This window comes from Streptomyces sp. NPDC059009, from assembly GCF_042740175.1.
Classification (GTDB): Bacteria; Actinomycetota; Actinomycetes; order Streptomycetales; family Streptomycetaceae; genus Streptomyces.
Map to the genome: position 1 here is coordinate 105548 of NZ_JBHYJB010000024.1, position 15260 is coordinate 120807.

11 protein-coding genes are annotated in these 15260 nt (G+C 70.5%); 4 read left to right on the forward strand and 7 right to left on the reverse strand.

Annotated elements, in window-relative coordinates; all coding sequences use genetic code 11:
* The first annotated feature begins 31 nt into the window (after nt 1-31).
* On the forward strand, nt 32-1495 hold the full coding sequence (locus ACFWYM_RS23815; protein ID WP_384840618.1) for an FG-GAP-like repeat-containing protein: 1464 nt from the start codon (nt 32-34) through the stop codon (nt 1493-1495).
* 112 nt (nt 1496-1607) lie between these two features.
* Nucleotides 1608-2663 carry a hypothetical protein gene (locus ACFWYM_RS23820; protein WP_384840621.1) on the forward strand — a complete coding sequence of 352 codons (1056 nt, stop codon included), beginning with the start codon at nt 1608-1610 and terminating at the stop codon, nt 2661-2663.
* A 10-nt stretch (nt 2664-2673) separates the two neighbouring features.
* On the opposite strand, the gene ACFWYM_RS23825 is transcribed toward ACFWYM_RS23820, so the two are convergent.
* Nucleotides 2674-5298, reverse strand: a complete 2625-nt coding sequence (locus tag ACFWYM_RS23825) for a bifunctional FO biosynthesis protein CofGH (protein WP_384840624.1) — start codon at nt 5296-5298, stop codon at nt 2674-2676.
* A 95-nt stretch (nt 5299-5393) separates the two neighbouring features.
* Nucleotides 5394-6248: a TIGR03619 family F420-dependent LLM class oxidoreductase gene (locus ACFWYM_RS23830; protein WP_384840627.1), complete on the reverse strand. Its 855-nt coding sequence runs from the start codon at nt 6246-6248 to the stop codon at nt 5394-5396.
* Between the two features lie 83 nt (nt 6249-6331).
* On the opposite strand from ACFWYM_RS23830, the gene ACFWYM_RS23835 reads away from it, so the two are divergent.
* A complete protein-coding gene (locus ACFWYM_RS23835) occupies nt 6332-6667 on the forward strand; it encodes a hypothetical protein (RefSeq protein ID WP_384840629.1) in 336 nt (111 codons plus the stop codon).
* 101 nt (nt 6668-6768) lie between these two features.
* The gene (locus tag ACFWYM_RS23840) at nt 6769-8325 is read left to right on the forward strand and encodes a CehA/McbA family metallohydrolase (RefSeq protein WP_384840632.1); all 1557 of its coding nucleotides are present in this window, start codon (nt 6769-6771) and stop codon (nt 8323-8325) included.
* On the opposite strand, the gene ACFWYM_RS23845 is transcribed toward ACFWYM_RS23840, so the two are convergent.
* The 5 genes from ACFWYM_RS23845 to ACFWYM_RS23865 all read right to left on the reverse strand — a co-directional run bounded on the left by ACFWYM_RS23845 (nt 8322) and on the right by ACFWYM_RS23865 (nt 15226).
* Nucleotides 8322-8870 (reverse strand): hypothetical protein, encoded by a 549-nt coding sequence (locus ACFWYM_RS23845; RefSeq protein ID WP_384840635.1) that lies wholly within the window; start codon nt 8868-8870, stop codon nt 8322-8324. The genes ACFWYM_RS23840 and ACFWYM_RS23845 overlap by 4 nt on opposite strands.
* Before the next feature lie 40 nt (nt 8871-8910).
* Nucleotides 8911-10497, reverse strand: a complete 1587-nt coding sequence (locus ACFWYM_RS23850) for an APC family permease (RefSeq protein ID WP_384840638.1) — start codon at nt 10495-10497, stop codon at nt 8911-8913.
* 238 nt (nt 10498-10735) lie between these two features.
* Entirely contained in the window at nt 10736-12226 is a 1491-nt protein-coding gene (locus ACFWYM_RS23855; protein WP_384840641.1) for an aldehyde dehydrogenase family protein, read from the reverse strand.
* On the reverse strand, nt 12223-13962 hold the full coding sequence (locus tag ACFWYM_RS23860) for an amidohydrolase family protein (protein ID WP_384840644.1): 1740 nt from the start codon (nt 13960-13962) through the stop codon (nt 12223-12225). Before ACFWYM_RS23860 ends, ACFWYM_RS23855 begins: the two co-directional genes overlap by 4 nt.
* A gap of 139 nt (nt 13963-14101) precedes the next feature.
* The gene (locus ACFWYM_RS23865; protein WP_384840647.1) at nt 14102-15226 is read right to left on the reverse strand and encodes an LLM class flavin-dependent oxidoreductase; all 1125 of its coding nucleotides are present in this window, start codon (nt 15224-15226) and stop codon (nt 14102-14104) included.
* Between the last annotated feature and the right edge of the window lie 34 nt (nt 15227-15260).

Below are 15260 nucleotides of genomic sequence, written 5' to 3' on the forward strand. Positions count from 1 at the left end.
TACGTCACAGTCTTACCCCACAGGAGAAACAGTGCGTCGTTCAGTCATCGCCGCCGTCGCCGCCGCCGCGCTCGCGACGCCCCTCGCCCTGGCCGCCGGCGCGGGCAGCGCCTCGGCCGCCGCCCCGGTCCCGCCCCGCAAGCCCGTCGTGGACTTCAACCACGACGGCTACCCGGACATCGTTGTCTCCGCCCCCGAAGGCACCCCTGCCGGACAGCCCGAGAGAGCCGGATACGTGTCGGTGGTCTACGGATCCGCGTCCGGCCCCGACACGGCACACACCCAGGTCATCAGCCGGGGCACCGAGGGGGTGCCGGGGGACGGCTCGGCCTACTTCTCGGCGGGCGGGGCCGCCGACCTCGACGGCGACTCGTACACGGACCTCGTCGTGGGCGAATACAACAACGGGGCCCCCGACGTCGTGCTGTGGGGCTCCAAGGAGGGCCTGTCCGGCCGGAACAGCAGCGAGCTCCCGCCGCTCACGGGCGGCGCCACCGGGGACTTCAACGGCGACGGCCACTATGACCTGGTCACGTCGGAGTACCCGGAGAACGACGACCCCAATGACACCGAGTCGGGCATGACGGTCTCGTACGGGCCGTTCCAGCGCGACGGGAAGCCCGCGCGCCAGGACTCCATCCTGGTCGACAACAACCCCTACGGACCCGGCAGCCCCGTCGTGGGCGACATGACGGGGGACGGCGCCGACGACGTCGTCCTCACCAGCCGCGGCCACGAGGAGATGGCCAACGGCAGCCTGTTCTACAAGGGCGGCGCGAACGGCCTGAGCCACACCGACAAGAGCATCAAGTCCACGTCGGGCGGCACCATCGCGGACTTCAACGGCGACGGATACGGAGACTTCGCCGCCCAGGACACCGGCACGTACACGGAGGACGACTGGCAGGACAAGGGCACCGTCCGCATCGAGTACGGCAGCGCGAACGGACCCTCCCGCGTCCAGAAGATCACCCAGGACAGTCCGGGCGTCCCCGGCATCGGCGAGGCGGGCACGGGTGACTACCCGGACCCCCGCTACCAGGGCGACCGGTTCGGCGCCGACGTCAGCGGAGCCGACGTGAACGGCGACGGGTACGCGGACCTCGCCGTCGGCATCCCCGGCGAGGACCTCAAGGCCGGTTCGCGCACCGTCTGGAACGCGGGCAGCGTCGTCCTCCTCAAGGGCGCGAGGAACGGCCTGAGCGGCACCGGCGCGCAAGCCTTCACGCAGACGACGGCCAACGTGCCCGGCGCGTCCGAGACGAACGACATGTTCGGCACGACCGTTCTGCTGCGGGACCTGAACGGCGACAAGAAGGCCGACCTGGGCGTGGGCGCGCCGGACGAGGACGGGACGTACGAGGACTCCGGCGCGGTGTGGACCCTGCGGGGCACGGCGGGCGGCCTGACGACGACGGGCATCGGATCGTTCGGGCCCAAGACGCTCGGTGCGCCCGAGAAGAACGCGCGGTTCGGGCAGTCCCTCGGGCAGTGACCTGCCTGCCGCTGCCCCCACCCGTCGGACGGACGGTCCGTGTGCGGAAGCTAACGTGTCACCTCGGCACGTCAGCTTCCGCTGCTGACCCATCGACCGTACGGGGAACTCCATGCTCACGCGGCACAGCAAGCGCATAGCCCTCCTCCTCTCGGCGGGCACGGCGCTCTCCCTCGCCCTCACCGGCTGCTCGTCGGACTCCGACGACGGCGGCACGTCCGGCGCCGACGGCAAGCCCGCCGCCGACAAGGCGCCCAAGGGCGTCGTCACCGAGGCCGAGGCGAAGAAGGTCGTAGACAACTATGTGAAGGTCAACAACCAGGCCAACGCCAAGCGGGACGCCGGGATCCTGTCCGCCGTCGAGGGCGACGGGCTCTTCGAGCAGAGCAAGAGCATCTTCAAGCAGGACAAGATCGCCTCCAAGAAGGACATAAACCGTGAGCCGTTCTTCTACGTGAAGCGCGAGTACCTCATCCCGTCCCGTTCCTCCGGGGCCACCTGGTTCGCGATCCACGCGAACACGGCGGACGCCAAGGGCAAGAGCGAGAACGACAAGGGCGCGCGGGCCACCGTCATCTTCGACCGGAGCAACGGCGGCCCGTGGAAGGCGGTGTGGAGTGGCTGGACCTACAAGTCGGACCCGAAGGTGCCCGCACTCGCCAAGGACGCGGACGGCTTCCTCCAGCCGGTGGCCGACACCTCCAAGAAGACGGGTGTGCTGGCCCCGGACCAGATGGACGACGCGCTCGTCGCCCTCTACAAGGCCGACAACAAGCTGGGCGACAAGGTCGGGGCCTCGCAGACCACGAAGTGGATGACGAAGTTCCCGCTGGACCAGAACAAGATGCTCAGCCCGTACGGAAAGGCCGAGTACCGGGCCGGGAAGAACCGGCACGACAAGGTCTACGCGCTGAAGACGGCGAACGGCGGCACGCTCACCTTCTTCAACGCGGTCGTCCACGAGTACATGCACGGCACCCGGCCCGACGCGGAGATCACCCCGTCCAACCAGATGGGCGTCTTCCTCGGCAACAAGAAGTCCGAGCTGGTCTTCGTCAACAACTACCGGCACCTGGCCGAGGCGTACATCCCCGCCAAGGGGAAGACGGACATGGTCACCAGCGACGCCGAGATGATCTCGTCCGAGGGCCCCAAGCGGGGATTCTGACCCCGCCCCGTCAGTCCAGCACCGGCAGCAGCTCCGGCAGATGCCCGTCCGAAGCCGCCGCGGCCCGCACCCGCTCCTGGGGCACCTCCCCGTACAGCGTGGTGCGCGGCCGGGCCGGGCGGCCCGCCGCGTCCGCGACCGCCACCAGGTCCTTGACGGACTTGTACGAGCCGTACGACGAGCCCGCCATGCGGGAGATGGTCTCCTCCATCAGCGTGCCGCCCAGGTCGTTCGCGCCCGAGCGGAGCATCTCGGCGGCGCCCTCCGTGCCCAGCTTCACCCAGCTGGTCTGGATGTTGGGGATGTACGGGTGGAGCAGCAGCCGCGCCATGGCGGTGACCGCCCGGTTGTCGCGGGTCGTGGGGCCCGGGCGCGCGATGCCCGCCAGGTACACCGGCGCGTTGGTGTGGATGAACGGGAGCGTCACGAACTCCGTGAACCCCTCGACGTTCTTGTCGAGCGCCGCCTGCTGGACCGACGCCAGGGTGCGGAAGTGGCCGAGCCAGTGGCGGGGCTGGTCCACGTGCCCGTACATCATCGTCGAGGACGAGCGGATGCCGAGTTCGTGCGCGGTCTGCACCACCTCGATCCAGGTGGCCGTCGGCAGCTTGCCCTTGGTGAGGATCCAGCGGACCTCGTCGTCGAGGATCTCGGCGGCGGTGCCGGGGATGGAGTCCAGGCCCGCCTCCTTGGCCGCGCTGAGCCATTCCCGGATCGAAAGCCCGGTCCTGGTCGCGCCGTTGACGACCTCCATCGGGGAGAAGGCGTGCACGTGCATGCCCGGCACGCGCTCCTTCACGGCGCGCGCGATGTCGAAGTAGGCGCTGCCCGGCAGGTCCGGGTGGATGCCGCCCTGCATGCACACCTCGGTCGCGCCGACCTCCCACGCCTGCTGGGCGCGGTCGGCGACCTGGTCGAGGGAGAGCGTGTAGGCGTCGGCGTCCGTGCGGCGCTGGGCGAAGGCGCAGAAGCGGCAGCCGGTGTAGCAGACGTTGGTGAAGTTGATGTTGCGCGTGACGATGTAGGTGACCTCGTCGCCGACCACCGTCTTGCGCAGGTCGTCCGCGACGGAGCAGAGCGCGTCCAGGGCCGGGCCGTCGGCGTGCAGCAGGGCCAGCGCCTCGTCGTCCGTCAGCTTCGTCGGGTCGTCGGCCGCGGTGGCCAGGGCGGCGCGGACGTCGCCGTCGATGCGCGAGGGCACCATGCCGGGGGCGGCCTGCTCGCGCAGGGCCTCCCAGTCGCCGTACACCTCGTCGAAGTCGTCGCGCCGGTCGGCGGTGCGGCCCTCGGTGTCGATGGTGCGGTGCAGATCGGTGCGGCCCGATGACTTCGTGGCGACGTAGCCCTCGTCGGGCTCCTGCCAGGGGTGTCCGGTGACGGGCGCGTCCGGCACCGCGAGGCCCGTCTCCTGGTCGGCGAGGGCGCGCACGTGCGGGAGCAGCCGCGGGTCCAGCCAGGGCTCGCCCCGGGTCACGAACTCCGGGTACACACACAGCCGTTCACGCAGCTCGAACCCGGCGGCCGCCGACTTCTCGGTCAGCTCGTCCAGCTGCGGCCAGGGCTTCTCGGGGTTGACGTGGTCGATGGTGACCGGCGAGACGCCGCCCCAGTCGTCGATGCCCGCGCCGATGAGGCGGGCGTACTCGCCGTCGACCAGGTTCGGCGGGGCCTGGAGGTTGCCGGCCGGGCCCATGATGTGGCGGGCGACGGCGACCGTGGCGACCAGGTCGTCCAGCTCGGCGTCCGGCATGCCGCGCATCGCCGTGTCCGGCTTGGCGCGGAAGTTCTGGATGATCAGCTCCTGGATGCCGTGGTACGAGCGGGCCACGCGGCGCAGCGCGAAGAGGGACTCCGCCCGCTCCTCGAAGGTCTCGCCGATGCCGATGAGCAGTCCGCTGGTGAAGGGGACCGAGGAGCGGCCGGCGTCCTCCAACACCCGCAGCCGCACGGCCGGTTCCTTGTCCGGGGAGCCGTAGTGCGGCTGGCCCGGCTCGCTCCACAGCCGCTCCGCCGTCGTCTCCAGCATCATGCCCATGGAGGGCGCGACCGGCTTGAGGCGCTGGAAGTCCGTCCACGTCATGACGCCCGGGTTCAGGTGCGGGAGCAGCCCCGTCTCCTCCAGGATCCGGATGGAGATCGCCCGGACGTAGGCGATGGTGTCGTCGTAGCCCTCGGCCTCCAGCCACTCGCGCGCCTCCGGCCAGCGCTCCTCCGGCTTGTCGCCGAGGGTGATCAGGGCTTCCTTGCAGCCCAGTTCGGCCCCGCGCCGGGCGATGTCCAGGACCTCGTCGGGGGACATGAACATCCCGTGCCCGGCCCGGCGCAGCTTGCCCGGGACGGTCGCGAAGGTGCAGTAGTGGCACTTGTCCCGGCAGAGCCGGGTCAGCGGAATGAAGACGCTCTTCGAATACGTGATGACGCCGGGCCGCCCCGCGGCCTCCAGCCCCGCGTCCCGCACCCGCGCCGCCGATGCGGTCAGGTCGTCCAGGTCGGCCCCGCGCGCCTGCAGCAGCACGGCGGCCTCGGTGGCATCGAGCGCGACCCCGTCCCTGGCGCGCCTGAGCGCCCGCCGCATGGCGTTGGCGGTCGGTCGTTCCTGCTGGCCGGGGTGCGGGGTCGGCTCGCTGTTGGTCATGTCATTGAGCATACGAGCGACAACGTTTGAGGCGTACAGGTACTTCCGCTGCCCATACGTGGCCCTTTCACAGGTACGTGCTCATAGGTACGTGCTCACAGGTACGTGTCGAACTCGTCGAGCGTGGCGAGGACCTCGCGCTCCCCGCCCGCGGGCAGCTGCACGATCACCTCGTCCACGCCGAGCTCCGCGTAGTGCGCGAGCTTGCCGTGGTCGGGGGTGACGGCGGTCAGGGCCACATACAGGTCGGCCGGGTCACGGCCCGCCCCGGCCCAGGCCGTACGGAGCGCGGGCAGGGTCTCGCCGAGTCCGGCGCCGCCGATGGGCATCCAGCCGTCCGCGTACTCCGCGATGTGCGCGAACAGCTTCGGCCCGGCCGCCCCGCCGATGAGTGTGCGGGGCCCGAACAGCGGCCCTGCGCGCCGGGAACGGGGCTTCCGCAGCGGCTTCGGGTGCACCTCGCTGGCCCGTACGCTCGCGAACTCCCCTTCGTACGCCGTGGGGCGGTCCGCCCACAGCGCCCGCATCACGGCCATCCGGTCCCGCACGAGGGCGCGCCGTTTCGGCCAGTGCACGCCGTGGTCGGCGGCCTCCTCGCGGTTCCAGCCGTAGCCGATGCCGAGGGTGACGCGGCCGCCGGAGAGGTGGTCGAGGGTCGCGATCTGCTTGGCGAGGTCGACGGGGTCGTGCTGGGCGATCAGCGCGATGTTGGTGCCGAGCGCGATCCGCGCGGTGACGGCGGCGGCCTGGGCGAGCGCGACGAAGGGGCTCAGCATCCGGGCGCACTCGGGCGGCAGCTCGCCGCCGGGGTAGGGGGTCTCGCGCGGGACGGGGATGTGGGTGTGCTCGGGCAGATAGAGCCCCGCGTAGCCGCGCCGCTCCAGCTCGCGGGCGAGCGGGGCAGGGGCGACGGTCTCATCCGTGAGGTAGAGCGTGGCGGAGATGAGCATCGCCAACTCCTATACGAGCGGAGCGTGTTAGTCCATGGTGGTGAGCTGTGAGCCTGAGCGTGCGGGCCGAAGGGGGCGTTGCCATGCGGATGCGATGGATGGCCGTGGGGGTCTTGGCCGGGGCGCTGGTGTGCGGGGCTGCTCCCGCCGGGGCGAGTGCGGCGCCGTCGAGGGCGGCCGCGGCAGCGACGGCGACGCCCGTGCCGTACGACGACAAGGCCCGGGAAACCGTCGTCGAGGTGACGCTGAAGGAGCGGCCGGCGGCCAAGTCCAAGCAGTACAAGCAGTACAAGCCCAAGAAGAAAAAGAAGAAGAGCAAGGGCGGCTTCGTGGGCGGCCTCATCACGGCGCTGTTCGTCCTCGCCGTGATCGTCCTCATCGTCTACATGGTGCGCAGGATGCGTCGGCGCAACGGCTGACGGAAAGCTCCAAGCCCCCTTCCCTTACAGGGGAGTTCACGGCTGAATACCAGGGTTGCCCGCACCACCCATGTCACTCACCGACCCTGGGGAGCCGCAGCATGTGCCAGGACGAGCACCAGACCGCAGCGGAGCACGCACACCACCTGAACAGACGCGGACTGTTCGTGACGGGCGCCGCCGCCGCGCTTACGTTGGGCAGTGTGAGCTTCGCGAGCGGCGCCGAACGGCGCGCCCCGGCGTCGGGGCAGCAGGAGACGAAGACGGTGCGCGGCACCCTCCCGCCGGGGTCGCCTGACTTTGTGTACCTCCCGGTGGAGATCCCGTCCGGGGTCCGGGAGCTGCACGTGGCGTACACGTACGAGAAGCCGACGGTCCCGCCCGGAACCACCGGGAACGCCCTGGACATCGGAATCTTCGACGAGCGCGGCACGGCGCTCGGCGGCAAGGGCTTCCGCGGCTGGTCGGGCGGGGCGCGCACGGAGTTCTTCATCCGCGCCGACGACGCGACGCCCGGCTACCTCCCGGGCCGCATCCGCCCCGGCACCTGGAGCATCGCGCTCGGCCCGTACACGGTCGCGCCCGCCGGACTCCCCTACACGGTGACCATCACGCTCACGTACGGGGAGCCGGGCAGCACCCCCGAGCCGACGTACCCGCCGTCCCGCGCCAAGGGCCGGGGCCGGGCCTGGTACCGGGGCGACTGCCACCTCCACTCCTGGTACTCGGACGGCCGCCGGACCCCCGCCGAGATCGCGGCCCTCGCCCGCGCGGCGGGCCTCGACTTCATCAACACCTCGGAGCACAACACCCACTCCGCGCACGCCCATTGGGCGGACCAGGCGGGCGACGACCTGCTGATCCTCATCGGCGAGGAGGTGACGACCCGCAACGGCCACGTGGTGGCGCTCGGCGTGGAGCCCGGCACCTTCATCGACTGGCGCTACCGGGCCCGCGACAACCGCTTCGGCCACTACGCCCGCGAAATCCGCCGCGCGGGCGGCATCGTCGTCCCCGCGCACCCGCACGCCACCTGCGTCGGCTGCAACTGGAAGTTCGGCTTCAACGAGGCGGACGCGGTGGAGATCTGGAACGGCGTCTACACCCCCGACGACGAGATCACCCTCGCGGACTGGGACAACACCCTGGTGACGGGCGTGCGCGCGGGCCGCCGCGAGTGGCTCCCCGGGATGGGCAACAGCGACGCGCACCGCGACCCGGACCGCGTCGGCGGCCCCCAAACGGTGGTCCTCGCCGACGACTTGACCCGCGAGGCGATCCAGGAGGGCATCAAGGCGGGCCGCTCGTACGTCGCCGAGTCCAAGTCGGTGGAGCTGACGTTCACCGCGTCCGGCGGCAAGGGCAAACAGGCGGGCATCGGCGGCCGCCTCGACGTCGGCCGCGACGACCCGGTCACGGTGCGCCTGGACGTGAAGGGCGCCCCCGGCTGCACGCTCCACATCGTGACGGACCAGGGCACGCTCCACACGAGCCCCGCGCTCCCAGAGTCGGGGGCGGGCACGGTGGAGTGGCACACGACGGCTTCGTACGCGGCGTACGTACGGGCGGAAGTCCGCCACGCCCCGACGGTGCAGGGCCTCCCGGGCGCGTTCACGGCACTCACGAACCCGATCTTCCTGGGGCGCGGCAAGGGCTAGGAAGCGTCTCCCGCCGAGCCCTCTCCACCGTCGGCTTCCCCGGCCGGAGAGGGCTCGGACTCGGGCTCGGACTCGGCGAAGAGCTGGGCTCCGGACTCGACGGTGAAGGCCCGGTCCAGCCAGCGGTCGAGCGTGTCGAGGTCGTCACACGCCATGAGCCGGTCACGCTCGCGCGTGGTCAGCCCGATCCCTCGCCGGTCGAGGATGCGGATCACGGCCTCCACACGCCCCTTGATCAATCCCTCTTCCAGACCCTTCACACGGCCTTCCTCACGGCCTTCCGCCCGCAGCCGCATGGACGTCTCGGACCGGAAGAAGGAGAGGTCCACAGCCATCATCTGCCTCCAGATCTTCGCGGCCGGGGTCTTTCCCAGGCCGAGTTCGGTGTATTCGGCGTACACGCCGCGAGCGTCCTGGTCGGACTCCTTCAGGGCAGCGGCCAGCACCTTGAGTATGGCAGCCGCGTCCGGATCGTTACGATGCGTGATCGCGGAGAGCGTCGCAAGCGGGATGTCCCTGACAGCCGTGCCCACATCGGTGAGCACCGGCGCATTGTGCGGCCCCAGCACGAGTGCCCACGGCCTCTCAGTCCGCGAGCTCCAGCGCCGGGGTCTCCTTCGTGAGCACCTCGCCCCGGAAGAACGCGGGGCTGCGGCGGCCCATCGCCAGCATGATCAGTACGCCGAGGAGCAGCAGGCCCACGCCGATCACGAAGACCGAGCCGACGCCGAACACGGCGGAGCCGCTGCCGTAGGCCGGGTCCCACATGTCGTACAGGGTCTTGGCGAAGACCGCCGTGAGCAGGGTGCCGCCGAGGACCGGGAAGAGGCCCTTGAAGGTGAAGTCCCGTACGGACACGAAGAGTTCGCGGCGGAAGTACCACGCGCACGCGAACGCCGTGAGCGCGTAGTAGAAGCAGATCATGAGGCCGAGGGCGTAGATCGTGTCGACGAGGACGTGCTCGGAGACCAGCGACATGACCGTGTAGAAGACGCCCGTCGCCACGCCTGCCGTGACCGTCGCGCGGCCCGGCGTCCTGAAGCGGGGGTGGACCTTCGCGTACGAGGCCGGGAGCGCCTCGTACGCGGACATCGCGAGGACCGTGCGGGCCACCGGGATGAACGTCGTCTGGAGGCTGGCCGCCGCCGAGGCGAGGACCGCGACGAACAGGAGGATGCCGAGGGTCGGGCCCATGACGGGTCCGGCGAGGACGGCGAAGACGTTGTCGGAGGTGTCCGGGTTGGCGAGGCCGAGGCCCTTCGAGCCCGTCCCGGCGGCCATCTGGGCGGCGATGCCGGTCGCGAGGTAGGAGCCGATGAGGACGGCCATCGCGATGAGGGCGGCGCGGCCGGGGGTCTTCTCGCTGCCGGTGGTCTCCTCGTTCGCGGTCAGGCAGGCGTCCCAGCCCCAGAACATGAAGATCGAGAGGGAGAGCCCGGCGGTGAAGGCCCCGAAGGACTGGACGGCGAAGGGGTTCAGCCAGGACCAGGAGAAGTCGGGCGCGGAGACACCGTCCCCCAGCCCGCCGCCCGCGAGCCCGCCGTCGCCGGCCTTCTGGACCGCCATCACCACGAAGACCGCGAGCACCGCCAACTGCAGCCCCACCAACGCGTATTGGACGCCCTTCGTCGCGGTCATGCCCCGGTAGCTGATGGCCGTGGCGGCGGCGATGAGGGCGAGGCAGGTGACGATGTGGACGGCCTTGTTCCCGTCGAGCGCGGCCACCGAGTCCTTGCCGGTGATCTCCCCGGCGAGCAGCCAGAAGTAGGAGGTGGCGACGCCCGCGAGGTTGGAGAGCACGATGATCGTCGCGATGACGAGGCCCCAGCCGCACATCCAGCCGACCCGGGGCCCGAACGCCTTCACGGTCCAGGTGAAGGAGGTGCCGCAGTCCGGCATCACCTTGTTGAGCTCGCGGTAGGCGAAGGCGACCAGGAGCATCGGCAGGAAGCCCGCGAGGAAGACGGCGGGCATCTGCGGGCCGACCTCCCCGGCGGTGGAGCCGAGGGTCGAGGTCAGGCAGTAGACGGGGGCGACGGTGGAGATGCCGATGACGGCGCTGCCGAGGAGGCCCACGGAGTTCCCGCCGAGCCCCTTGCCTCGCACACCGCCCCCGGTGGGGGCAGCTCCTACCGTGTCTCCAGCCCCGGGCCGGACGTCCACCTGAGTCATGAACAGGACGTTAAGCCCTGCGGTTTCCACATCCGGAGGACTTACGTCCGTTTGAATTCATGACCAAGGTCTGCGATTCCATGGGCAATTCGGGCACCTGTTGAGCATTGAAAGATCAACAGGTGCGAGCAGACGACAGTTCATAGGAGTGACGTCCGCCGTCCGGTATGCGGAAACCGAGGCGGTGCCCGATTTGCCCCACTTCTAAATTTTCCCGTCACCCCTGCCGGACGATCGGTCACCCCGGCCAGACGATCGCCTGCGTCTCGCTGTACGCATGCAGCGCGTACGAGCCCACGTCCCGGCCCACCCCGCTCTTCTTGAAGCCGCCGAACGGCGCCTCCATGTTCCGGCCGACCGTGTTGACCCCGACGCCGCCCGCCCGCAGCCGCCGCGCCACCCGGAACGCCCGCGCCACATCGCCCGACCACACGTAGTCGATGAGGCCGTACTCCGAGTCGTTGGCGAGCGCGATGCCCTCCTCCTCGTCGTCGAAGGGCACGACCACGACCACCGGGCCGAAGATCTCCTCGCGCACCACCCGCATGTCGTTGGTGCAGTCGGCGAGGAGCGTCGGCGCGACGTAGAAGCCCTGGTCGAGGCCGGGCCCGGCGGGCCGCTCGCCGCCCGCGACGACCCGCGCGCCCTCCTTCCTGCCCAGCTCCACGTACGACTCGACGCGGTCCCGGTGCGCCGCCGAGATCACCGGACCGACGACGGTGCCCTGCACCGCCGGGTCCCCCACCTTCATGAAGCCCAGGTAGCCCGTGAGCTTCTCGATCAGCTGGTCGTACACGGACCGGTGGGCGATGACGCGCGTGGGCGCGGTGCAGATCTGGCCGCTGTAGAAGGCGAAGGTGGTGCCGATCCCGGCGACCGCCGAGGCGAGGCCCGCATCGTCCAGGTCGTCGAAGACGAGGGCCGCGCCCTTGCCGCCCAGCTCCATCAGCTGCCGCTTCATGTGGCGCCCGCACACCTCACCGATGCGCTGCCCCACCGACGTCGACCCGGTGAAGCTGACCATGTCGACGTCCGGCGCGTCGACCGCGGCCTCCCCGACGTCGACGCCCGTGCCGGAGACCACGTTCACCACGCCCCGCGGCGCCCCCGCCTCCTCCAGCGCGGCCGCCATCCGGTACACCGACAACGGGTCCTGCGGCGCGGGCTTCACCACGACCGTGTTGCCCATGGCGAGGGCAGGCGCGACCTTGCCGGCCGGGTTGGCCCACGGGTTGTTGTACGAGGTGATGCAGGTGACGACGCCGACGGGCTGGCGCACGGCCAGGGCGCCGATGACGCCCGCCTTGCCCATCGGCCCGGCCTCGCTGATCTGCGGCGGCAGCCCCTCCTCCACCGGCTCCAGGGCGCCCTTGGCGTACCGCTTGAAGCGGGCCACAGCCACCGCGACCTGCATGCCGCGCGCCGTGCCCGTGGTCGCCCCGGTCTCGGCCCGCGCCAGCTCCGCGTGCGCCCCCGCGTCCCGGCGCATGATCTCGGCGGCCCGGTCCAGCACCCCGGCCCGCTCCTCGGGGGAGGTGCGCGACCACGCGTCGAAGGCGTCGCGCGCCGCCCCGGCCGCCGCGTGCACCTGCGCGCGGCTGGCCTCCGGGGCGAGCCCCACGACGCCCTCGGTCGCGGGGTTGATCACCTCGTAGTGGCCGCCGTCGGGCTCGACCCACTCGCCCCCGATGAACAGCCGTTCCGTCACCGGCTTCTGACCATTCGTCACTTGGTGCTCACCGTCCTGGTGTCGCGTCCGGAGCGCAGGATCGACCCGGACGTCGCCCCGGTCACGACGTCCTCGCGTATCGCCTCGACCCCGTTGACCCACACGGCGTTCACGCCGATCGCCTTGGAGTCCAGGCGCGGGCTGTCGCCCGGCAGGTCGTGGACGAGGGTGGCCTTCCCGGCGTCGATCCGCTCCGGGTCGAAGAGCACCAGGTCCGCGTGGTAGCCCTCGGCGATCCGCCCGCGCTCGCGCAGCCCGAAGAGCTGCGCGGGGTCGTCGGTCAGCATCTTCACGGCCTCCTCCAGCGAGGCCAGCTTGCGGCCGCGCAGACAGTCGCCGATGAACCGCGTCGTGTACGGGGCCCCGCACATCCGGTCCAGGTGCGCGCCCGCGTCCGAGCCGCCCAGCATCACGTCCTCGTGCCGCCAGGTCTCGGCCCGCAGCGCCCACGAGTCCGGGTCGTTGTCGGTCGGCATGGGCCAAAGGACCGTGCGCAGCTCGTCGTTGGCGCAGATCTCCACGAGGCACTCGAAGGGCTCCTGCCCCCGCTCCTCGGCGATGTCGCGCACGACCCGCCCCGTGAGCCCTTCGTTCGCCTCCGAGTACGTGTCCCCGATGACGTACCGCCCGAAGTGCGTGAGCCTGCGGAAGACCCCCGCCTCCTTGCTCGTGGCGCGCCGCAGCATCTCCGAACGCACCTCGGGATCCCGCAACTTGGCGATCCGCTCCGGCACCGGAAGCCCGAGGATCTCCCCCCACCCGGGGATGAGGTTGAGCGCGCAGAAGGTCCCGAGGGACATGTTCATGGGGGTGAGGATCGGCATCGTCAGGGCGACGATCCGCCCGCCCGCCTTCCGGGCCCGCTCGCTCGCCACCAGCTGGCGCGGCACCCGCTCCGGCACGGCGGCGTCGATCGTCAGCACGTTCCAGTTGAGCGGCCGCCCGGCGGCGGCGCTCATCTCCACGAACAACTCGATCTCGTCATCGCTGAATTGATCGAGGCAACCGGCGACGATGGCCTCCAACTGCGTCCCCTCGTGCTCGGCGACGGCCTTGGACAGCGCGATCAGCTCCGCGGGCCCGGCGTGCCGTGAGGCGACGGGCGCGCCGTCCCCGTCCGAGTGCGACGACGACTGCGTGGTGGAGAGCCCCCAGGCCCCCGCCTCCATCGCCTCGTGGAACAGCGCGAGCATCTCCTCCAGCTGCGCCTCGCTGGGCTGCCCGCCCACGGCGTCGGCGCCCATCACGTACCGCCGCAGCGCGCAATGCCCCACCATGAACCCGGCGTTGACGGCGACGCGCCCCTCCAGGGCGTCCAGGTACTCCCCGAAGGAGTTCCAGTTCCAGGGCGCCCCTTCCTCCAACGCCACCAGCGACATGCCTTCGACCTTGGACATCATGCGCCGCGTGTAGTCGGCGTCGCCGGGCCGCTCCGGGTTCAGCGGCGCCAGCGTGAACCCGCAGTTGCCGCCCGCGACGGTGGTCACCCCGTGGTTGAGGGAGGGCGTCGCGTACGGGTCCCAGAAGAGCTGGGCGTCGTAGTGCGTGTGCGGATCGACGAACCCGGGCGCGAGGATCTTGCCGGAGGCGTCCTCGCTGGACCTGAACTCCTCGGCCACGGTGCCGGGTTCGGCGATCACGGCGATGCGGCCGTCGCGGATGCCGACATCGGCGACGACGGCGGGGGCACCGGTCCCGTCGACGACGGTCGCGCCTTTGATGAGGTGGTCGAGCATGGCGAGGTCCTTTCCCACTGTCCCTGTCTGATCCCGCTGTGCCTGTCTGATCCCGCTGTGCCTGCTCCCGGCCTGGCTGCCTGACCGCATGGCGGAACCCCGGCCTCCGTCCGGGAGGGGAGGCCGGGGTGGCTGGGGGTTACGAACCCGACGCCTGCCGCATCCGGGTCGTCCGGTGCACCGGATCCGTATCGATCTTGGGAATCACGTGCTCACCGATCAGCTTGATCGTGTTCTTCGTGTCCTCGGGCGAGATGCCGATCGGCAGCCCGAACGACAACTGGTCCGCCCCCGCCTGCTCCCACCGCTTGCACTGCCGCAGCACCTCGTCCGGGTCACCGCAGATCATCAGCTCCTCGGCGATGAGCAGCTCGATGATCTCCTCGGTGTACTCGGGCAGGACCTCCGGCCACTCGGGGATGCCCTCGGGGCGCGGGAAGGTGTCGTGGTAGCGGAAGACCAGCGACTGGAGGTAGTTGAGGCCGCCGTTGACGGCGATCTGCACGGCCTTCTCGTGGGTCTCCGCGCAGATGGCCGTCGACGTCACCATGACGTTGTCGTTGACGAAGTCCCCGACCGGCTCCGCGTCCGGGATGGCGGTCTTGTACTGCTCCAGGACCCACTCCATGTCGGAGACCTTCTGCACGCTGAAGCCGAGGACGCCGAGGCCCTTCTTGGCGGCCATCGCGTACGAGGAGGGGGACCCGGCCGCGTACCACATGGCGGGGTGCGACTTCCCGTACGGCTTGGGGAAGACCTTGCGCGGCGGCAGCTGCCAGTGCTTGCCCTGGAACCCGACGTACTCCTCCTGGAGCCACATCTTCGGGAACTCGGCGATGGTCTCTTCCCAGATCTCCTTGGTGTAGTTCATGTCGGTCACACCGGGGATGAAGCCGAGGATCTCGTGCGATCCCGCCCCGCGCCCGCTGCCGAACTCGAACCGCCCCTCGCTGAGGTGGTCGAGCATGGCGACCTTCTCGGCGACCTTCACCGGGTGGTTGACCTGGGCGAGGGGGTTGAAGATGCCGGAGCCCAGGTGGATCCGCTCGGTGGCGTGGGCGAGGTAGCCGAGGAAGACGTCATTGGCGGAGAGGTGCGAGTACTCCTCCAGGAAGTGGTGCTCGGAGGCCCACGCGTACTTGAAGCCCGCCTTGTCGGCCTCGATGACGTACTCGGTCTCCTCCATCAGCGCCTTGTGCTCGGCGAGCGGGTCGGTCTCGGCCCGCTTGCCCACGTATCCCTGTACAAAGAGCCCGAATTCCAAGGCGGTTCACCGTCCTCGTGAGTTCCTGACAAGT

Coding starts and splice junctions, on each gene's coding strand:
- ACFWYM_RS23860 (WP_384840644.1), bottom strand. CDS start 13,962: ATGCTCGACCACCTCATCAAAGGCGCGACCGTCGTCGACGGGACCGGT.
- ACFWYM_RS23850 (WP_384840638.1), bottom strand. CDS start 10,497: ATGACTCAGGTGGACGTCCGGCCCGGGGCTGGAGACACGGTAGGAGCT.
- ACFWYM_RS23830 (WP_384840627.1), bottom strand. CDS start 6,248: ATGCTCATCTCCGCCACGCTCTACCTCACGGATGAGACCGTCGCCCCT.
- ACFWYM_RS23840 (WP_384840632.1), top strand. CDS start 6,769: ATGTGCCAGGACGAGCACCAGACCGCAGCGGAGCACGCACACCACCTG.
- ACFWYM_RS23825 (WP_384840624.1), bottom strand. CDS start 5,298: ATGACCAACAGCGAGCCGACCCCGCACCCCGGCCAGCAGGAACGACCG.
- ACFWYM_RS23835 (WP_384840629.1), top strand. CDS start 6,332: ATGCGGATGCGATGGATGGCCGTGGGGGTCTTGGCCGGGGCGCTGGTG.
- ACFWYM_RS23820 (WP_384840621.1), top strand. CDS start 1,608: ATGCTCACGCGGCACAGCAAGCGCATAGCCCTCCTCCTCTCGGCGGGC.